General features: G+C 32.8%; 20 protein-coding genes. 7 read left to right on the forward strand and 13 right to left on the reverse strand.

Going from position 1 to position 18,807, the window contains the following annotated elements; all coding sequences use genetic code 11:
• Positions 1-28 precede the first annotated feature (28 nt).
• Complete coding sequence (gene greA / locus BMZ09_RS05535; protein ID WP_090838280.1) at positions 29-502, reverse strand: transcription elongation factor GreA; 474 nt, start codon at positions 500-502, stop codon at positions 29-31.
• Positions 503-655: 153 nt separating this feature from the next.
• Between greA and BMZ09_RS05540 the strand changes: the two genes are divergently transcribed.
• Positions 656-1,099: a hypothetical protein gene (locus BMZ09_RS05540; protein ID WP_090838282.1), complete on the forward strand. Its 444-nt coding sequence runs from the start codon at positions 656-658 to the stop codon at positions 1,097-1,099.
• A gap of 53 nt (positions 1,100-1,152) precedes the next feature.
• On the opposite strand, the gene BMZ09_RS05545 is transcribed toward BMZ09_RS05540, so the two are convergent.
• The 8 genes from BMZ09_RS05545 to BMZ09_RS05580 all read right to left on the reverse strand — a co-directional run bounded on the left by BMZ09_RS05545 (position 1,153) and on the right by BMZ09_RS05580 (position 8,374).
• Complete coding sequence (locus tag BMZ09_RS05545; RefSeq protein ID WP_090838284.1) at positions 1,153-3,342, reverse strand: TonB-dependent receptor; 2,190 nt, start codon at positions 3,340-3,342, stop codon at positions 1,153-1,155.
• A 313-nt stretch (positions 3,343-3,655) separates the two neighbouring features.
• Complete coding sequence (arfB, locus tag BMZ09_RS05550; RefSeq protein ID WP_090838286.1) at positions 3,656-4,063, reverse strand: alternative ribosome rescue aminoacyl-tRNA hydrolase ArfB; 408 nt, start codon at positions 4,061-4,063, stop codon at positions 3,656-3,658.
• A gap of 1 nt (position 4,064) precedes the next feature.
• Positions 4,065-5,618, reverse strand: a complete 1,554-nt coding sequence (locus BMZ09_RS05555) for a DUF4301 family protein (protein ID WP_090838288.1) — start codon at positions 5,616-5,618, stop codon at positions 4,065-4,067.
• Positions 5,605-6,186 carry an AAA family ATPase gene (locus BMZ09_RS05560; protein ID WP_090838290.1) on the reverse strand — a complete coding sequence of 194 codons (582 nt, stop codon included), beginning with the start codon at positions 6,184-6,186 and terminating at the stop codon, positions 5,605-5,607. The genes BMZ09_RS05555 and BMZ09_RS05560 overlap by 14 nt, the downstream gene beginning before the upstream one ends.
• Positions 6,147-6,779: a nicotinamide riboside transporter PnuC gene (pnuC, locus tag BMZ09_RS05565; protein ID WP_090838291.1), complete on the reverse strand. Its 633-nt coding sequence runs from the start codon at positions 6,777-6,779 to the stop codon at positions 6,147-6,149. Before pnuC ends, BMZ09_RS05560 begins: the two co-directional genes overlap by 40 nt.
• On the reverse strand, positions 6,763-7,023 hold the full coding sequence (locus BMZ09_RS05570) for a YkoF family thiamine-binding protein (protein WP_090838292.1): 261 nt from the start codon (positions 7,021-7,023) through the stop codon (positions 6,763-6,765). Before BMZ09_RS05570 ends, pnuC begins: the two co-directional genes overlap by 17 nt.
• Positions 7,024-7,025: 2 nt before the next feature.
• Positions 7,026-7,751: a phosphoglycerol geranylgeranyltransferase gene (locus BMZ09_RS05575; protein ID WP_090838349.1), complete on the reverse strand. Its 726-nt coding sequence runs from the start codon at positions 7,749-7,751 to the stop codon at positions 7,026-7,028.
• Positions 7,748-8,374 (reverse strand): 4'-phosphopantetheinyl transferase family protein, encoded by a 627-nt coding sequence (locus BMZ09_RS05580; protein WP_090838294.1) that lies wholly within the window; start codon positions 8,372-8,374, stop codon positions 7,748-7,750. The genes BMZ09_RS05575 and BMZ09_RS05580 overlap by 4 nt, the downstream gene beginning before the upstream one ends.
• Positions 8,375-8,506: 132 nt before the next feature.
• Between BMZ09_RS05580 and ahcY the strand changes: the two genes are divergently transcribed.
• Positions 8,507-9,823: an adenosylhomocysteinase gene (gene ahcY / locus BMZ09_RS05585; RefSeq protein WP_090838296.1), complete on the forward strand. Its 1,317-nt coding sequence runs from the start codon at positions 8,507-8,509 to the stop codon at positions 9,821-9,823.
• 209 nt (positions 9,824-10,032) lie between these two features.
• Entirely contained in the window at positions 10,033-10,494 is a 462-nt protein-coding gene (locus BMZ09_RS05590; RefSeq protein ID WP_090838298.1) for a DUF1569 domain-containing protein, read from the forward strand.
• 62 nt (positions 10,495-10,556) lie between these two features.
• Here BMZ09_RS05590 and rpmA read toward each other — a convergent pair whose 3' ends face one another.
• The 3 genes from rpmA to BMZ09_RS05605 all read right to left on the reverse strand — a co-directional run bounded on the left by rpmA (position 10,557) and on the right by BMZ09_RS05605 (position 12,179).
• Positions 10,557-10,817 (reverse strand): 50S ribosomal protein L27, encoded by a 261-nt coding sequence (gene rpmA / locus BMZ09_RS05595; RefSeq protein WP_090838301.1) that lies wholly within the window; start codon positions 10,815-10,817, stop codon positions 10,557-10,559.
• A gap of 43 nt (positions 10,818-10,860) precedes the next feature.
• Positions 10,861-11,520 (reverse strand): 50S ribosomal protein L21, encoded by a 660-nt coding sequence (gene rplU, locus BMZ09_RS05600; RefSeq protein WP_090838303.1) that lies wholly within the window; start codon positions 11,518-11,520, stop codon positions 10,861-10,863.
• Between the two features lie 167 nt (positions 11,521-11,687).
• Positions 11,688-12,179 carry a DUF4199 domain-containing protein gene (locus BMZ09_RS05605; RefSeq protein ID WP_090838305.1) on the reverse strand — a complete coding sequence of 164 codons (492 nt, stop codon included), beginning with the start codon at positions 12,177-12,179 and terminating at the stop codon, positions 11,688-11,690.
• 194 nt (positions 12,180-12,373) lie between these two features.
• Here BMZ09_RS05605 and BMZ09_RS05610 point away from each other — a divergent pair, with 194 nt between their 5' ends.
• Entirely contained in the window at positions 12,374-13,708 is a 1,335-nt protein-coding gene (locus BMZ09_RS05610) for a M16 family metallopeptidase (protein ID WP_090838307.1), read from the forward strand.
• Positions 13,709-13,726: 18 nt separating this feature from the next.
• Positions 13,727-15,799, forward strand: coding sequence for a M16 family metallopeptidase (locus BMZ09_RS05615; protein WP_090838309.1), 2,073 nt, complete (start codon positions 13,727-13,729; stop codon positions 15,797-15,799).
• A gap of 32 nt (positions 15,800-15,831) precedes the next feature.
• On the opposite strand, the gene BMZ09_RS05620 is transcribed toward BMZ09_RS05615, so the two are convergent.
• Positions 15,832-16,728: a DMT family transporter gene (locus BMZ09_RS05620; protein ID WP_090838310.1), complete on the reverse strand. Its 897-nt coding sequence runs from the start codon at positions 16,726-16,728 to the stop codon at positions 15,832-15,834.
• Between the two features lie 98 nt (positions 16,729-16,826).
• Between BMZ09_RS05620 and BMZ09_RS05625 the strand changes: the two genes are divergently transcribed.
• Together BMZ09_RS05625 and BMZ09_RS05630 are read left to right on the forward strand one after the other, a co-directional pair.
• On the forward strand, positions 16,827-17,399 hold the full coding sequence (locus BMZ09_RS05625) for a cation transporter (RefSeq protein WP_090838312.1): 573 nt from the start codon (positions 16,827-16,829) through the stop codon (positions 17,397-17,399).
• 98 nt (positions 17,400-17,497) lie between these two features.
• On the forward strand, positions 17,498-18,679 hold the full coding sequence (locus BMZ09_RS05630; protein WP_090838314.1) for a tyrosine-type recombinase/integrase: 1,182 nt from the start codon (positions 17,498-17,500) through the stop codon (positions 18,677-18,679).
• The last annotated feature ends 128 nt before the right edge of the window (positions 18,680-18,807 follow it).

An 18,807-nucleotide genomic window follows, 5' to 3' on the forward strand; every position in this document is an offset into this window, starting at 1 on the left:
AGCTTAAGCGAAATAAAACACCATTTATTTATCTACTTATTTCGACAATATCAAATTTAATAATACCGTTTGGCACTTGTATTTCTGCAACGTCCCCAACAGTTTTACCAAGTAAACCTTTACCAATAGGACTGTTTACAGATATTTTTCCTGCTGCTAAGTCTGCTTCACCATCGGCCACCAAAGTATAATTCATCTCCATTCCATTAGTTTGGTTTTTGATTTTTACTTTTGATAAGACCAATATTTTTGACGTATCCATTTGAGACTCGTCAATAACACGTGCTCCTGCCATTTGATCTTCTAATTTAGCAATACGCATTTCTAGCATACCTTGCGCTTCTTTAGCTGCATCATATTCGGCATTTTCACTTAAATCACCTTTATCTCTTGCTTCCGCAATAGCTCTTGATGCTTTAACACGCTCTACATCCTTAAGTTGCTTTAACTCTTCACGCAACTTTTTTAATCCTTCTGCTGTATAATAAGATACTTTACTCATATTTTTTTCGTTTAAATAAAAAGGCGCTAAAACAATTTAGCGCTAAACACAAAAATCTCGTCGACACGAGATTTTGCATTACAAATATACAAAATATTTAACTCAACATTGTAATTGTTGTAAATTGCAATCCTAAAAAATTATTAAATTTATATGTTAAGGTCTATAGCTACAATAATATTCTGCTTTGTATTAGTTACCTCTTGTCAAAAAAATGACGATAATGATACTAATAACTTTATCCCCAATATTGCATTTGACACTCTAAATTCAATAAATACAACACTACCACAATACAACTCCTTACAGTTTCCTAGCAACCACTTAGTACTTAACGGTTTTGGCTATAAAGGTATTGTAATTTATAATATTGGTAACAATATGTACACTGCTTTTGAAATTACCGATCCTAACCACGTACCTTCCACTTGCTCTAAATTAACGGTATCTGGTATTACTGCTACCTGTAACTGCGAAGATGGAAATTCTTATAACATTGTAGACGGAGCACCATTTGATGGAACTTCTGGACAGTTTGCTTTAAAACCTTATTTTGTTGAAGTTAACGGAAGTGTTATTAGAGTTTATAACAATTAAAAAAGCACCTCAAATTTGAGATGCTTTTTACTGGTTTACTTAAAAATTAGTGATTAAAATTTTAACGTTGCACCAACTAAGAAGTTAGTCGTTGCTTGTGGATAATATCCAGCACCCTCTATAGTTGTTGTTGTATTTGGATTAGACCATGTATCGTCATAGGTATAGTAATATCCATTAGACACATACTTTTCTCCAAAAATATTATTTACTAGTCCTGAGAACAGGATAGATTTAAAAATTTTATTTGTCTTAATCTCGTAGGTTACATTAAAATCGTTAACAAAGTAGCTGTCTAATTTTGAGGTATCAGAATCTGTGTTACCCATAAATTGTTCTCCCACAAACTTACTTAAAAGTGAAAACTGCAGATTATCCATTGGTTGAAATACAAATGCATTTGAAGCCACTACATCCGGTGAAAAAGAAATATTAGTCTTCCCTAAATTTACAAGTCCACCATCTCTATTTATAATCGTTTCGTCATTTTTATTTGAGCTAAACGTTACGTTAGGCTGAATAGAAAATTGATTACTTAATTTTACTACTGCTTCCAACTCGATTCCTAAACGTGAGCTTTTTCCGGAATTATCTCTGATAAACGATCCTACATCATCAATTGCTCCTGTTAGCACCAATTGCTCATTATACAACATGTAATAAGCATTTGCATTAAAAATTAAGTTTTTACTTTTGTATCTCCATCCTAGTTCAAAGTCATTTAATTGCTCTGGTTTAATATCTGGATTACTTTCAAAATCACTTCTACTAGCTTCTCTATTTGCTCGTGCATAAGAGAAATAAAAGTTATTACTAGGGTTTAAATTATAAGATAATCCTGCTTTAGGGTTGAAGAAATTATAGGTTTTATCTATTTCAAATAATACTAAGTCAGAACTAATACCGCTAGTATCATAATTTACACTTCTAAATTGCAAATCTCCAAACAGGCTTAACTTATTATTTAATTGGTACGTGGCTTTTGCAAACGCACTAAAATCATATTTATCACCATCACCCTCATAATAACGATCTCTAATCTGGCTATTACTTGCGTATTGAGACCAGATTACTTCTCCAAAATGCTCACCATGGTAAGAACTGTAAAACACACCCGAACTTAAATTTAAGTTGTCATCTTTGTAATTAACACTAGCATTTAAAACATAAAAATTATTATCTAACCAACGTCTTCTAATTACATCAGTCTCGTTGATGGTTTGGCTCCCTAAAGTGATTGGCTCAAAACCGTAAGTATCAAAATCTTCGTCTTCTTTATATTGTTCAAAATACCCACGTCCGTAAGTGTAATTTAAACCTAAATTAGTAGACCAATTATTATTAAATTTTTGATTCCAATGCAATTGGTAATGATCTTGTGTGTAATTGTCTACTTCGTTATCATAATAACGTGTAATACCATCTTGATCTTGATATTCTCCTGAAGGATTAAATGTTCTATCCTCTTTAAGTTTGTCTATATCTATACCATTCCAAGCTTGATAGGTAACTTCTTTACCACCAAAAGTAACCGCTTTAATAAGTGTATTATCATCCACATAAGTACCCTGAAAGAAGTACGATTTTAAATCTGACGTCGCTCTATCAATATAACCATCAGAATTAATTTGAGATAGTCTACCTGAAATCTCTACATGGTCGTTTAATAACCCTGTACTATACTTTACGGTATGCTTTCTAGTATTATAGCTTCCAAAGCTATTAGAAACTTCTCCCTTGGCTTCCTTTGCGACTGCATCTGTAAGTACATTAATACTCGCTCCAAAAGCACCTGATCCATTTGTAGATGTACCAACACCACGTTGTAGCTGTAAACTTTCTACTGAAGAAGAAAAGTCTCCTAAATTAACCCAAAATGTTCCTAGACTTTCTGAATCATTATATGGAATACCATTAATAGTAATATTTGTTGATTGCGCACTTACACCACGCACACGGATTCCAGTATATCCAACTCCTGCTCCGGCATCACTTGTAGTTACAACAGATGGTAAATAATTTAAAAGAATAGGTATATCCTGACCTAAATTACGTTTTTCTAAATCTGCTTTTGTAACATTAGAGTGTGTAATTGGCGAATCTGCCTCTACCCGAATAGATTGAATTAAGACTTCGTCTAGTTTGGTGATTTTTGTTGAGTCTAAGGTAACTGTTTTTTGGTCTTGCCCGTAAGCACTGGCCGATAACACTAAAAGTGTTAAAAAAAGAAATAAATTTTTCATTACGATTAAAATGATAATCGAATAAAAAGAGGTGATTATTCTTAATTGTTATTAATTAGTTTTTGCAACACTTAGACTATCTAAGTATCACTTAGTAACACAATAAATGTGTTTCAAATTCCTAAACAGCATTACCTGTTCTAGGTTCAATGGGTATGATCTCAGCCGATATAGGCACCCCTTTTATGAGAACGCTGCAAAGGTAGATTAGAAATTTGATTTATGAAATAGCAATCTAACTTTTTTTTAAAATCTACAAAAAACAGCAAATATTAATATTGCAATTACACAATTAAGCCAATTTTAATAGTATTTAATCTAAGCTTGGCTTTCTGCGACTATTTTTTAGATCAGAATTATATTTCTTATTTTTCAGACGTTTTCGGATAACCGCTCTCGGAATTTTAGTTGGTTTACGCTTGGCGTCCACATGTAATGCGCCTTCCAGAATGGAAAAAGCACGTTTTATTGCAAAACCTTTATTTTTTAACTGGCTACGACTTTCTCCACACTGCAATATCAAGACTTGCTCTTTAGTTAACCTATTAGATAGGTTAACTAAAATCAACTCTTTTTGATCCTGGCTCAATACAATTGATAGACTTACAGAAAAACTAAGTTCTATTTTTGTCGCAACTTTATTTACGTGTTGACCACCACTTCCTGAGCTACGGATAGCTTTTAATTTAAACTCTTTTTCTAAAGCAACTTTATCTAACATCTTAAGTGACTTGGTGTGTCGGTTTTAATAAATCGTTTACCGTTTTTACTGGGTTAAAGGTCACTAATGGCACTTCTACAAAAATAGTATTCCAATTAGACATACTACCATTCCAAAGCCCCGGTAATTCAAGAGCCTTAATATCCTTACCTACCTTAGTTTTCATGGTAATAAAAGCTGTCTGCTGATCTACAAATTTTTGTAAATCATAAACTTCTCCTTTATAATTTTTAATACTACAAACTAAATCAACAGGGTTAAAATGTGTCGCTTTTTTAAGAATGCTTTTCTGAGATTTTTCCTTTTTATTAATTTGAGCGGACTCCACAATTTGTAATGACAAGTTAGCACCCTCATCCTTTACCCAAAACGGACCTCCTCCTGGTTCTCCTTCATTTTGAACCATTCCACAAATACGAATCGGTCTGTTTAGCTTACTTTTTAAGTATTCAATTTGATATTGTTTAGAATATTTCTCAAACTCAGAAGAAATAACAACATTCATTTTTGAAATTAAAAACTCTGCAATCTCAACAATATCATTATCAGACAATTCTTTTTCGTCTAAAGCTTTAGCATATTTAAATGCTTGTTCTTTTACTTCAATCAACAAACCTGCTAACATTTTTTTAGACTTAGCAACTTCTAGTTCATATTTATGAACAACCACATTATCAATGTTTTTTACAAATATTATATCTGCGTCTAATGCATTTAAATTTTCAATTAAGGCGCCATGTCCAGAAGGCCTAAAATACAACTGACCATTATCCTCTCTTACTATTTCGTTTTTTGCAGTTACCGCAATTGTATCCGTTGATTCCTTCTGATAAGAAAATGATATATCAAAAATTGTGTTAGTTTTTGACTCGACAACCTTCTGAATCCTATTAAATTCAGCATCAAATTTACCTTTATGTTTTTCCGAAATCGTAAAATGAACGGAAGCCTTGCCTTTTGTTGCAACATATAGTGCAGCTTCAAACAAATGCTCTTGAAAAGCACTTGATAAATGATTTTTATATTTATGAAAAGGTAATAACCCTTTTGGAAAATTACTATAATCAAACTGATCTGTTTCTAATACAGCCTGAACAAAAGCATATAACTTTTTATCATTTGTAGACTTTAAATCAATATCTGTTTTAGATTCTAAATGTCTAATTACAGCATTATACATTGGTAATTTCTCTAAACCAATAAAAAACAAAGACAAATCTGAAGCTTTATTCTTATTAATAAATGCATTAACGCTTCCGCTATTTGAATCATACATCTTCAAAAACTCAAATAAAAACTTAAACATTCTAGTTGCTGCACCAGAAGCAGGCACAAACTTAACGACCTTTAAATCATCTTTTTTTGAATCGTAGTAACCAATTAATTGAGAAGCACGATTGTAAGAAAGTTCAAGTATACCATCATTAATAGTAGCTGCTCTTTCTAAATTAATATAAGGTAAACCTGAGTTAAACAGGTTTAATTGTTGCTCTACTTTTTTTAGCGTCAATCCTTTTTGATTGATAAAATCTAAATCTTTTTTATTGAACTGCATCTCCAAATTTTTCTAATAATAAATCTATATGTTTTATAGCTAACTCTAATCTCGTTTTTTTATCTCCTTTTAATAACACATAAGGTTTTTTATGTTTTATTAATGCCGATTCAAACGCTTTAAACATAGCTTCTCGCTCTTCGGGCTTATCACGTAAGTCATCTGCCTCCCAAGGGGTATCAATATACGTTAAAAAGTATAAATCATATATGTTTTTTAAAGCATATTTCTCAAGTGTAGGATCACAGATCCCAGAGTAATACGCTTCAGAATACACTTTAGTTTCCAATAAATCTGTATCACAGATTAAAACAGAGTCTGTTTTTTGAGCCAAATTATTCTCTAATGCCATTTGCCCGATTGCGATTGGCAATAAATCTTTAGGCTCACAGGTTTTACGCTCGTTATTCCATTTGTTTTGCAAATAATCTCTTGCATACTCTGGCACCCAAACCGAGTGGTAATGGCGTGCTAATTGTTGCGACAATGTTGTTTTACCCGTTGATTCTGGACCAAACAGCACAATTTTTATACAGTTTGCGGGTTGCTGTGTAAGTACTTTTTCCATGCTATATAGCCATAAAAGGCAATGATTGTAAATCCTAAATACTGAAAGGAAGTAAAGGTAAATCCTTTATAAAAATATAAAGGCACTGAGATAATATCTCCTATTATCCAAAAAATCCAATTTTCAATTTTACGTTTAGCCATTAACCACATACCTACAAAAAAGATTGCAGTTGTTATTGTATCCACGTAAGCTACCCAACTAGTCCATTTATCAAACCATTGGTATACAAAGTAAACAAAAAACAAGGTTCCTATAAATATAAAAAGACTCGTTTTTTTCTCTTTAGGTGTTGTTCTAGAAATTGGTGTCACGTGGCTATCATCTACCTTCCTTGTCCAAATATACCATCCATAAACACTCATTAAAAAATAATAGGCGTTTATCATCATATCCCCCAATAATTGCCATTTAAATAATAAATAGACAAAAATCACGGTACTTATCATACCCGTTGGAAATACCCAAATTTTATTTTGTTTAGAACACCAAACAGACAAAAAGCCAAAAATGACTGCAATAATCTCTAAAACAACATCTGCTGTTTCGTATTCTAAATACTGTCCAAAAAGAAAATTAAAAATGTGGTTCATACTCGCTTCTATCTGTTTTTACCACTTTTATTGTTAGCACACAAATGTCTTGATTTTCAAAAGAAGCTTTAATTTTTTCATTTAAAAAAGGCATCAACTGGTCAAATTCACCAAAAACCTGAGTACTTAAAGGGTTTTCTAATACCGTAAATTTTGACGCTCGTAATGCTTTTATAAAATCGATAACATGTTGTTCAAAATCATCACTTAATGGTGACAAGGTTAAGTCTACTGAGATATTCATTTTTACAATCTAATATGGTTAAAAAAATCTATGTTTTCTTCAAAAGCGGTCCCTATGACCACTAAATCCGCACCTGCTTTATAAGCATCGTCTAGTTGCTGTTTGCTTCTTATTCCGCCACCAACAATTAGAGGTATCGTTAAATCTTGCTTCACAAATTTAATCATTTGTAAAGGCACGGGATGTAAAGCACCACTACCAGCTTCTAAATAAATAAGCTTTTTACCCAATAACTCGCCAGCTTTAGCCGTATCTGCAACTAAACTGTGTAAAGCTGTTGGTATTGGTTGGGTTTGAGTTACTTTTTGCACCGCGGTTTCTTTTCCATTTTCAATTAAAATATAACCCGTAGGAATCACCTCTAGATTGGTGTTTTTTAAAATGGATACAGCTTCAATTTGTTTTTCGATTAAGTACTTAGGGTTTCGTCCCGATATTAATGACAAAAACAAAATAGCATCAGCATCTTTAGAAATTTGCGTGACATCTCCAGGAAATAGCACAATGGGTAATTTAGTTAATGGTTTTAAAGCTGACACCAATTTTTGCGTTACCTCCACTTCTACCGTGCTTCCACCCACAAAAACATGAGTGATGATGGATTGATTAATTTTGTGAGCAAATTCGGAAATTAGATTAATTTCAAATTTATCCGGATCTATTAAAATTGCTAATAATTTTTCTTGTTTCGCTGCTGCGGAAAGTATGTCGTTGTAAACACTCATTATTCTATTACAAATGCACAAGTGAATCCCTCAAATTCCAAGTAATTGGCAGTATAGCGTTTTTTTAATCCTTTATAATCTATCCAACATATAGTCTCAGAATCTGCCATAGTAAATGGTATTACAAGAAAATGATCTCTAAATAACATACCTGGTGTGGCAAACAATTTATAAAGCGATTCTTTAATACCCCAAATAACAGTTAGCTTATTAATATAATCTGAAGCTTCTTTATTTAGATAATCAAACTCATAAGTAATAAACTTTTTAGCGATAACTTTAATTTTATCACGTTGGCGCTCAATATCAATCCCTACCTTACTATCACTTATAATCACGCCAGAAAACGTAAAACTATGTGTTATTGAGATTTGTTTTCCGTCTTTTAAATGCGGTTTTCCATTAGTATCATAAAACAGATCTTGATCTGTATAACCAAATGCTTTTAATAGGTGACGGACACTTAAAAAGCCACGCTGATGCAGTTGACTTTTCATACTTAAAACACGCGTCATACTTTCAGGCTTCAAGTCTAAACCACTGATTAATTGGTCATAAGACTCCTCAATCTTCCAGATTTTAACAGTAGTTTGTGAGTTAGGAGTAATGGTTTTATATAGAGGCATTTAATATTCTAAAATCTATTAGTTATCTTTGCATCGCCTAAGGCGAGTTACGCTTTTTTGTTAAGCGAATTTAACAATTTTAAGCAGTATTACCCAAAGGTGTTTCATTTATAAAAAAAAGAGATAAATAATATGAGTACAAAAAACGTTGCTTACGTACCAAACAAGGTAAAGGACATGTCGCTTGCGGCTTGGGGAAGAAAAGAAATTATTTTAGCTGAAGCAGAGATGCCAGGTTTAATGAGTTTACGTGAAGAATACAAAAACGAGCAGCCTTTAAAAGGAGCGCGTATTGCTGGATGTTTACACATGACTATTCAAACAGCTGTTTTAATTGAAACTTTACAAGCTTTAGGAGCTGAAGTTACTTGGAGTTCTTGTAACATTTTCTCTACACAAGATCAAGCTGCTGCTGCAATTGCAGATGCAGGTACAGCTGTGTATGCTTGGAAAGATATGACAGAAGAAGAGTTTGACTGGTGCATAGAACAAACTTTATTCTTTGGTGAAGACCGCAAGCCATTAAACATGATTTTGGATGATGGAGGAGATTTAACTAATATGGTATTAGATAAATACCCTGAGTTATCTGCAGGAATTAAAGGTTTATCTGAAGAAACTACAACTGGAGTACATAGATTATATGAGCGTGTTAAAAATGGTACATTAACAATGCCAGCTATAAACGTAAACGACTCTGTAACTAAATCTAAATTTGATAACAAATACGGATGTAAAGAATCTGCTGTAGATGCTATACGTCGTGCAACAGATATTATGTTAGCTGGTAAACGTGTAACTGTTTGTGGTTATGGTGATGTTGGTAAAGGTACTGCTGCCTCTTTTAAAGGTGCTGGTAGTATTGTAACAGTAACTGAAATTGATCCAATTTGTGCACTACAAGCTGCAATGGACGGTTTTGAAGTTAAAAAATTAGAAACAGTTGTTGGTAACAGTGATATAGTAATTACTACTACAGGAAACAAAGATATAGTACGTGCTGAGCATTTTGAGGCAATGAAAGACAAAGTTATTGTAGCAAACATTGGTCACTTTGATAACGAAATCCAAGTAGGATGGTTAAACGAAAAGCATGGTGATACTAAAGACACAATCAAGCCACAAGTTGACAAATATACTATCAACGGAAAAGACATTATTCTTTTAGCTGAAGGACGTTTAGTAAACTTAGGTTGTGCAACTGGACACCCTAGTTTTGTAATGAGTAACTCATTTACTAACCAAACATTAGCTCAAATCGAACTTTGGAAAAACAGTGCAGCATACAAAAATGATGTATATATGTTACCAAAGCAATTAGATGAAAAAGTAGCTAAATTACACCTAGAAAAGATTGGTGTAGAATTAACAGAATTAGCACCATACCAAGCAGAATATATTGGTGTTACTGTTGAAGGACCATACAAGCCTGAGCATTACAGATACTAATTACAAATCTTCGCGAAAGCAAAGCATTTTTAATTATAATAAAAAAATCCCAAACTTCACGGTTTGGGATTTTTTTTATTTCTGGAACTTTTTATTGGCATAAAGCCAATAGAATCTTATGACCTACCAAACAACCCTGTTTATTTCTGTATTTGGAATTTAATTTCTAATCTATAAATTGTAACTTACCTAGCATAAACATAAAAATTATGACCTTAAAAAAGCTAACCACAGTGCTTGATACATTAGAATCTCACATTCAAAATCAAGACACTTCTAATACAAAAATCTCAAAAGAGAACGTAGCTTGGCATATAGACCATAGTCTTAAAGTTATAAATAATGTGAGTACCGCTTTAAAAACATCAGACCCCAATACTTACTCTAATAATTTTAGTCTGTTAGGCAAGGTGTTTTTTACGTTAGGATTTTTTCCAAGAGGAAAAGCAAAAGCTCCAAAACATGTAAAACCACCAGAAATCATCCTTAAAAAGGACCTTATAGCTCAAATAAACGAAGCGAAAGCTAATATCGGAACAATTAGTAGCTTAGACAAAAACGCACACTTTAAACACCCGATATTTGGAAATGTTAACACTAAGAGAGTTCCTCGTTTTTTAATTATACACACAACACATCATTTAAAAATTATAAATGATATTCTAAAATAATGGGCATAAAAAAAACCCTTTCCAATTGGAAAGGGTTTTTATTTTTTTAGGATGTAAAAGTATTAAGCTAAAAAAGGCTCAATAGAAACGTAAGACTTGTTGTCTCTTTTCTTTGTAAATTTTACTAAACCATCTACTTTAGCGTGTAAAGTATGATCTTTTCCTTGGTATACATTTTCACCTGGGTGATGTGTATTACCACGTTGTCTTATGATAATGTTTCCAGCAATAGCAGCTTGTCCACCAAATATCTTAACGCCTAAACGTTTTGATTCTGATTCTCTACCATTCTTCGAACTACCAACCCCTTTTTTGTGAGCCATGATCTTAAGTTTTTAAATTGTTATACTTAAAGTGATTTAGCAATTACGCTTTACCACCATCTAATTCGTCTTGCCATTTCTTTAACTCATCCCACTTACCATCAGCAGCTAATTGTGCTTGTGCTGGCCAAGTATCAGTTACGTGATTACCACGTACACCTGAAATGATTTCAGAAATTTTAGCTGCATCAGTTTTAGCTAATTCAGCAAAAGTAGCGATTCCTGCTGCTACTAACGTCTCAGCAATTTTTGGTCCAATACCTTCAACTTTTTTCAAGTCGTCAGCTTTTCCAGTTGCTTTAGCAGCCTTCTTAGGTGCAGCTTTAGCTTCTACTTTTTTAGTTTCTTTTTTCGGAGCAGCTTTTTCAGCTTTCGCTGTTGGCTTAGCTCCTGAAGCTACTATACTTTCAATAACAATTTCAGTTAAGGCTTGTCTGTGTCCGTTTTTCTTACGGTAACCTTTTCTTCTTTTCTTCTTGAAAACAATAACTTTATCACCTTGAAGGTGCTTTAAGACTTTTGCACTTACTTGTGCTCCGCCTATAGCTGGGGCGCCTACAGTTATGTTAGAACCATCTGCAATTAAAAGGACATTGTCAAAAGACACTGCTTCTCCTTCTTCTGTTGCTAAACGGTTAACAAAAACTTTTTGGTCTTTTTCAACTTTAAATTGATGCCCTGCTATCTCTACAATTGCGTACATAGCGTAACGTTTTTATTAATTAATTTATATAAAATAATCTCATTTTCCTGAGAAAACGGATGCAAATATACTTCTAATTAATTAATATACAAACGTTTTGTGTACTTACTAGTAATATTTTTAATCCATACTACTTTCAACAGACTAAAATACATAAAATTAATAGTTTAGGATACCTTCTTTAAAGTAATTTCTCCATCTCTTTTACCTTCTGCATTTGGCGTATTTCGGCTATCTTTAAACAATTGCATAAACGTCAAAGTCAATACTACTGTTGTGCTAAAGCCCATTATTGCAACTACAAAAGTTACCATACCAGCACCTACATTATATTGTCCTTCAAAAACCTCTAATAATTGTGCTAAAAACAAAGGGTTTACTTCTGTTGCGTACAGCAAGAAAAAAGCTGAAAAAATTAAAGTACCAACAAACCCTGCAATTAACCCCTGTTTAAAACCATTGGCGTATGCAAACTGCTTACCTACTTTTATTTTGTAGTACTTAATAACTTCATAAATACCAAAAGCAGTAATTAATCCATTACCCAAACTAAATATAGGATTGGTATGTAAATTAAACAATGCTAAAAATAAAAAGTACGCAATTAGAGAGGCACTTATAGCTATTCCAAATCGTATTGGGAGTGTGAAATTTTTCATATTAAATAAATTTTATTGGTTAATAATCCTTTTAAATTTCGTGAAAACAAAACAAAATTTTTATAATTTGATGTTAATTTTTAGCACTTTAGCTATCAAAAACTACTTTCTATTGCTATTTTTGTAATAATTGTTGTAACAAAAACTTACAATGGTATACTAATACTTAAACTGATAAATTAAACAATCAAAACATGAAAAAAAGTTTATTCTCATTAGCTGCTTTGCTTTTAGCTGGTTTTACTGCTACCGCACAAGAAGTTAAGTACGAAGAGCTTGATTTAGATAACGGTTTACACGTTATTTTACATCAAGACAACTCTGCTCCGGTAGTAACTGTAGGCGTTATGTATGACGTTGGTGGTAAAGATTTAGGAGGAACACCAGAAACAGGTCTAAGAACAGGTTTTGCTCATTTTTTCGAGCATCTTTTATTTGAAGGGACTCAAAATATAGACCGTGGCGAATGGTTTAAAATTGTATCTTCTAACGGAGGAAGCAATAATGCCAATACCTCTTTAGACAGAACGTATTACTACGAAGTTTTTCCATCAAACAATTTAGAGCTTGGGCTTTGGATGGAGTCAGAGCGTATGCTTCATCCTGTTATTGACCAAGTTGGTGTAGACACACAAAATGAGGTTGTAAAAGAAGAAAAAAGATTACGTTATGACAACTCTCCTTACGGTCAGTTTTTATTTGCTGTAAGCGATAATTTATTTTCAAAACACCCTTACAAGAATAAAAATATTGGAGAAATGTCTGATTTAGACGATTCTACTTTAGAAGAGTTTAAAGCTTATTTCAAAAAATGGTACACACCAAGCAATGCTGCTTTAGTTATTGCTGGAGATATTGATGTTGCAGAAGCAACACGATTAGCTAAACTTTATTTTGAAGAGATTCCTGGCGGAGAAGTACCAGTAAGAAATTTTCAAAAAGAAGATCCTATTACTGAAGCTTTAGAAGCTACTTTTTACGATCCAAACATACAAATACCTGCTATTATTACAGGATACAGAACTCCAGGTTTTGCAGAGCGTGACTCTTATATCTTAAACATGATCTCTACATATTTAAGTGATGGTAAATCTTCTAAACTTTACAAAAAACTAGTAGACGATAAAAAAATGGCATTACAAGCGGGTGCTATTAACATACCACAACAAGATTACAGTATTTATGCTATTTATGGTTTACCATTAGGCGAAACCTCTTTAGAAGCATTACTTGCAGAAATGGATGAAGAAGTTGTAAAGCTTCAAACTGAATTAATTTCTGAAAAAGATTTTGAAAAACTTCAAAACAAATTTGAAAACCAATTTGTTAATTCAAACTCAAGTGTACAAGGTATTGCGGCGTCATTAGCAACAAACTACATGTTATATAAAAATACAGATTTAATTAATTCTGAAATTAATATATACAGAAATGCAACAAGAGAAGACATTCAAGAAGTTGCTAAAAAGTATTTAAACCCAAACCAACGTGTTGTTTTAGAGTACTTACCTAAAAAAGACGAAAAATAAAAAGAAATTTTAATAGATATGAAAACAAAAATAACAGCCTTATTAGCGGTATTGTTTATATCAATTTCGGCATCAGCCCAAATTGACAGATCTAAACAACCAAAACCAGGTCCAGCTCCAGCAATTACATTGGAAATACCTGGAGAATTTGAATTAAAAAATGGTCTTAAAGTATTAATAGTAGAAAACCATAAATTACCAAGAGTATCATACTCTTTAACAATAGACAACCAACCTATTACAGAAGGTGACAAAGCTGGTACATCTGCAATGTTAGGCGCTATGTTAGGTAATGGAACAACCTCTATTGCTAAAGATGCTTTTAACGAAGAAATAGACTTTTTAGGTGCTAGACTTAACTTTAGCTCTGACGGTGCTTTTGCAAGCGGTCTTTCAAAATACTCTGATCGTATTTTAGAGTTAATGGCAGATGCTGCTATAAACCCTTTATTTAATGGTGAAGAATTTGAAAAAGAAAAAGAACGTGTTTTAGAAGGATTAAAAAGCAACGAAAAAAGTGTAGACGCTGTCGCTGGACGTGTTGGTAGTGCTTTATCTTACGGTGTAAAACACCCTTACGGGGAATTTATCTCTGAAGAAACTGTAAACAACATTGACCTAAATAATGTGCGTGCTTTTTACCAAAAATATTTCAACCCAAACAATGCATATTTAGTAATTGTTGGTGACGTAGATTTTAAAACAGTTGAAAAACAAGTTAAAAAATATTTCAAAAAATGGGATAAGGGTATTGACTTTTCTACAAACTTAATAACACCAAGTCCTAATGTTGCAAACACACAAATTGACTTTGTGGATATGCCAAATGCGGTACAGTCAAACGTTGCTTTAACTAACAATGTTGTGTTAGAAATGAATGACCCTGATTACCATGCGGTATTAATTGCAAACAAAATTTTAGGTGGTGGATTTAACAGTTACCTAAACATGAACTTACGTGAAGCTAACGGCTGGACATACGGTGCACGTTCTAGTATTGGAACATCACGTTATGGTGCCTCTAGATTTTCTGCTAGTACAGCGGTTAGAAACATGGTTACAGACAGTACTGTAATTGAGACTTTAAAAGAAATTAAAAGAATTAAAAACGAACCAGTAACTGCAGAAGCTTTAGCAAATGCAAAAGCTAAGTACGTTGGAGATTTTGTTTTAGCTTTAGAAAGCCCTCAAACAATAGCTAGATATGCTTTAAGAATAAAGTTAAACAAATTACCTAGCGATTTTTACAAAACGTATTTATCTAAAATAAACGCAGTTACTGTAGAAGATGTACAACGTGTAGCTAATAAATATTTCAAGCCAGAAAATGCTAGAATAATTATTGTTGGAAAAGGAAGCGAAGTAATCTCTGGATTAGAAAAAACCGGAATCCCGATTAACTATTACGACAAATACGCTAACCCAGTTGCAAAGCCAGAATTTTCTAAGCCAATACCTGCAGGTGTTACTGCTAAAACGGTATTAAACAACTACATTACAGCAATTGGAGGTACTAACAATATCAACATGGTAAATTCTGTAAAAATGGACGGTGATTTTGTTATCCAAGGTGCACCACCATTAACTGTAGAGTTAAAGAAAACTAAAGACAATAAAGAGTCTATGGAAGTTGCTATGCAAGGTATGGTAATGATGAAGTCTAAATGGAACGGTACTGAAGGTTACAGAGAGCAACAAGGTCAAAAAATGCCTTTATCAGAAACTGAAGTATCAGACAAAAAAGCTGAAGCAGGAATGTTCCCAGAAACTAAATACGATATGGCTAATGTAACATTAGTAAGTATTGTAGATATTGATGGTGCAGATAGCTATAAAGTAAAAGTAGTCAAAGGAGACGATGCGTCTTACCGTTATTATGATGTTGCAACAAACTTGTTAGTTCAAGAAGAAAGCACAACTGAGGCTCAAGGTAAAGAAATGACAACAACAGTAAAGTATGATAACTATTCTGAAGTAAATGGAGTTAAATTTCCTTACGCACAGACTATCATGGCTGGACCACAAACAATGTCTATGAATATTAAAAATGTAAAAGTAAACGAAGGTGTTACAGATGCAGATTTTAACTAATATACATTACATATAATTTAAAAATCCGAAGCTTAAACGCTTCGGATTTTTTTTGTCTTTCTGTTAGCTAAATACACTCCAATTAAAATAATAAGTGTTCCCACACCTTGCGTCCAACTAAACGTTTCGCCATCCAACAACCCCCAAGCTAAAGCTACAATAGGCATAATATATGTTACTGAAGATGCAAAAACAGGTGTAGACATTTGCACCAATGTATTAAATAACACCTTAGCCAAAGCCGTCCCGAAAAAAGCAAGGATAACCACGTAACCAATTGCTTTATTAAAAACTGGGATATCAAAATTATTAAGATTAAAAAAATCAGTAAAAATCAGTACTAATAATGCAGGAATAAAAATAACTACGTAATTACCAACCGCTATCGCCAAAGGTTTCACTTCTTGTAAATACCGTTTAATAATATTTACATTAACCGCATACATTACTGTTGATGCAATTACAAAACCAGCATACAAATAATTTTGATTAGGATTTAAATCCGCACCTTCCAAAATCAAAATAGACGTCCCAATAAAACCAATTATCACGCCAATAACCTGTCTAGTACTACTTGCTATTTTAAACACAGCAGCACCAAGCAAAACCGTATTTAATGGCACTAAACTATTCAAAACAGATACTACAGCACTATCAATTTCGGTTTCAGCTATAGCAAAGAAAAAAGCAGGAATAAACGATCCTAAAACACCGGATATCGCGACCCATTTCCAATGCTCTTTTTTAATGGTTTTTATCTTTTTATAACCTACTACAAACAAAAACAAACCCGTAATTAAGGTCCGTAAAGCACCTAACTGATAAGCACTTAAGCCTAAAAGCGCCTTTTTAATTAAAATAAAAGAGGTACCCCAAATCAAGGACAAAACCAGTAAATACACCCATTTTTTAGAATTGTTACTCTGCATAGCATTGTTTTAGTGTACAAAAATCGATTTTTAAAGGCAATAAAGCATATAAATTAGTAGTTTTGTATCTATATTATTATAAATAAATACAATACAAAATGAAAATATTTAAACACATACTAGTACTAGTGTTAGTAAGCGTATTTGCAGTTAGTTGTAAAAACGATGCTAATCCAGAAGTAAAGACAGCACCAGCAGCTGCAAGCACAACAGAAGTAGCAGCAAAAAAAGCTATAAACCCTAATGCTAAATTGGCTAAAGCCGAATTTAAAATTGAAGGAATGACTTGCGCCATGGGTTGTGCAAAAACTATCGAGAAAAAAATGGCTAAAATGGAAGGTGTAAAATCTGCAACTGTAGATTTTGATCGCGAATTAGCTATGGTAGAATATGACGAAGCTATAGTAACACCAGCTGCTTTAGAAACTACAGTAACAAGCGTAGCAGATGCTTACAAAGTAAAAGACATGCATACCGTAGATGCATTTACACCTGCTAAAAAAGAATGCACAATGAAGTGTAAAGAAGACTGTACTAAAAAAGATTGTGCTGACTGTGCTGCAAAAACTGCAGCGTGCAAATTAAAATGTGCAAACAAAACAGCTGCCGAAAAAATGGCATGTGCTAAAGATTGTAAAAAAGCATGTTGTGCAGACGTTAAAAAAGCGTAAACAACATCAAATCAAATAATTAAAAAGCATCGCACTGGCGATGCTTTTTTTTTGTGCCAATTTATTTTATTATTTTTAGTGAAATAAACCTACGCCATATGCCAGAGCTTCCAGAGATCACACTAAGCCGTATCTACTTTAAAAAAACACATCAAATAAAAATAAGCTTCGAATACAGCAATACAATAATAGCTGTTTTAAGAAAAATCAAGAAAGCACATTGGAGTCAAACACTAAAAAGCTGGTATATTAAAAACAACCCCGAAAACATAAAATTATTGTTTTCAGAATTTGAAGATTTAACCGCAATAAATGCTAAAGATGTATTTGATACTAGTATGCCACTACATCAATATCCTGATAAAAGAATAAGAAAGCTAAGCAAAGACAATAGGCAGATCTTAAATGATTTTTATAAATTCTTAAAAGGAAAAAGATATAGTGTAAGTACAGTTAACACCTATACACAACTAATAGCCGATTTTATAGAATATCATAACGAGAAAGATACTGAGACACTAACCAATCGCGATGTAGAACTATTTATCGAAACCATTTATATAAAAAGGAATTATAGTATTAGCACACAACGTCAATTTATAAGCGCCCTAAAACTGTTTATTGTATTTTATCCTAAAATAGAAATTAACGAGATAACATTAGCAAGACCAAAAAAGTCTAAAAAATTGCCTGTAATATTATCCTATCAAGAAATGATACTATTATTACAAAACACAAAAAACATAAAACACCGTATAATTCTAGCCATTTTATACTCGGGAGGTTTAAGGATAAGCGAACTAATAAATTTAAAAATAGAACACCTACACATCCAAAGACATCAAATATTAATCAAAGACGCCAAAGGACGAAAGGACCGATTTGTTAGCATAGCAAAAAGCATACTCCCTTTATTAGAAAACTATTTGGTGACCTATAAACCAAGACTCTATTTAATAGAAGGTCCAAAAGGAGGAAAATATACATCTAGCAGTGTTCGTAAATTTTTACACAAATCAAGCAAACTTGCCAAAATCAACTACATTGTAACACCGCACACTTTAAGACACAGCTATGCAACACACTTATTAGAGCAAGGTGTAGGTTTACGTCACATACAAGAGTTATTAGGACATAGCAGACCAGAAACCACAATGATCTACACTCACGTAGCCAGAAAAGATTTATTAGATATAACAAGCCCGTTAGATAATGCTGTAGAATTATTAAGGAAAAACCAAAATCAGGAACAAAAGTTCCGCATATCCCGTGAAAATTGAGGGATATTTACTACTTTAGTCACCATATAACTAGTTGTACGTAAGCTGCCAAAAACACTCAGAAAACGAAAATACTGAATGAATTACACTCAAATTTATACAACACGAAAACTTGAAAAGACCATTCA

The sequence above is a fragment of the Olleya namhaensis genome (genome assembly GCF_900114005.1).
GTDB classification, from domain to species: domain Bacteria; phylum Bacteroidota; class Bacteroidia; order Flavobacteriales; family Flavobacteriaceae; genus Olleya; species Olleya namhaensis.

Excerpts from the sequence above, each read along its gene's own strand:
- greA (WP_090838280.1), bottom strand. The coding sequence starts at position 502 with ATGAGTAAAGTATCTTATTATACAGCAGAAGGATTAAAAAAGTTGCGT.
- BMZ09_RS05630 (WP_090838314.1), top strand. The coding sequence starts at position 17,498 with ATGCCAGAGCTTCCAGAGATCACACTAAGCCGTATCTACTTTAAAAAA.
- BMZ09_RS05545 (WP_090838284.1), bottom strand. The coding sequence starts at position 3,342 with ATGAAAAATTTATTTCTTTTTTTAACACTTTTAGTGTTATCGGCCAGT.
- rplU (WP_090838303.1), bottom strand. The coding sequence starts at position 11,520 with ATGTACGCAATTGTAGAGATAGCAGGGCATCAATTTAAAGTTGAAAAA.
- rpmA (WP_090838301.1), bottom strand. The coding sequence starts at position 10,817 with ATGGCTCACAAAAAAGGGGTTGGTAGTTCGAAGAATGGTAGAGAATCA.
- BMZ09_RS05560 (WP_090838290.1), bottom strand. The coding sequence starts at position 6,186 with ATGGAAAAAGTACTTACACAGCAACCCGCAAACTGTATAAAAATTGTG.
- BMZ09_RS05605 (WP_090838305.1), bottom strand. The coding sequence starts at position 12,179 with ATGAAAAATTTCACACTCCCAATACGATTTGGAATAGCTATAAGTGCC.
- BMZ09_RS05610 (WP_090838307.1), top strand. The coding sequence starts at position 12,374 with ATGAAAAAAAGTTTATTCTCATTAGCTGCTTTGCTTTTAGCTGGTTTT.
- ahcY (WP_090838296.1), top strand. The coding sequence starts at position 8,507 with ATGAGTACAAAAAACGTTGCTTACGTACCAAACAAGGTAAAGGACATG.
- pnuC (WP_090838291.1), bottom strand. The coding sequence starts at position 6,779 with ATGAACCACATTTTTAATTTTCTTTTTGGACAGTATTTAGAATACGAA.
- BMZ09_RS05555 (WP_090838288.1), bottom strand. The coding sequence starts at position 5,618 with ATGCAGTTCAATAAAAAAGATTTAGATTTTATCAATCAAAAAGGATTG.
- BMZ09_RS05590 (WP_090838298.1), top strand. The coding sequence starts at position 10,033 with ATGACCTTAAAAAAGCTAACCACAGTGCTTGATACATTAGAATCTCAC.
- arfB (WP_090838286.1), bottom strand. The coding sequence starts at position 4,063 with ATGTTAGATAAAGTTGCTTTAGAAAAAGAGTTTAAATTAAAAGCTATC.
- BMZ09_RS05580 (WP_090838294.1), bottom strand. The coding sequence starts at position 8,374 with ATGCCTCTATATAAAACCATTACTCCTAACTCACAAACTACTGTTAAA.
- BMZ09_RS05540 (WP_090838282.1), top strand. The coding sequence starts at position 656 with ATGTTAAGGTCTATAGCTACAATAATATTCTGCTTTGTATTAGTTACC.
- BMZ09_RS05615 (WP_090838309.1), top strand. The coding sequence starts at position 13,727 with ATGAAAACAAAAATAACAGCCTTATTAGCGGTATTGTTTATATCAATT.
- BMZ09_RS05570 (WP_090838292.1), bottom strand. The coding sequence starts at position 7,023 with ATGAATATCTCAGTAGACTTAACCTTGTCACCATTAAGTGATGATTTT.
- BMZ09_RS05620 (WP_090838310.1), bottom strand. The coding sequence starts at position 16,728 with ATGCAGAGTAACAATTCTAAAAAATGGGTGTATTTACTGGTTTTGTCC.
- BMZ09_RS05625 (WP_090838312.1), top strand. The coding sequence starts at position 16,827 with ATGAAAATATTTAAACACATACTAGTACTAGTGTTAGTAAGCGTATTT.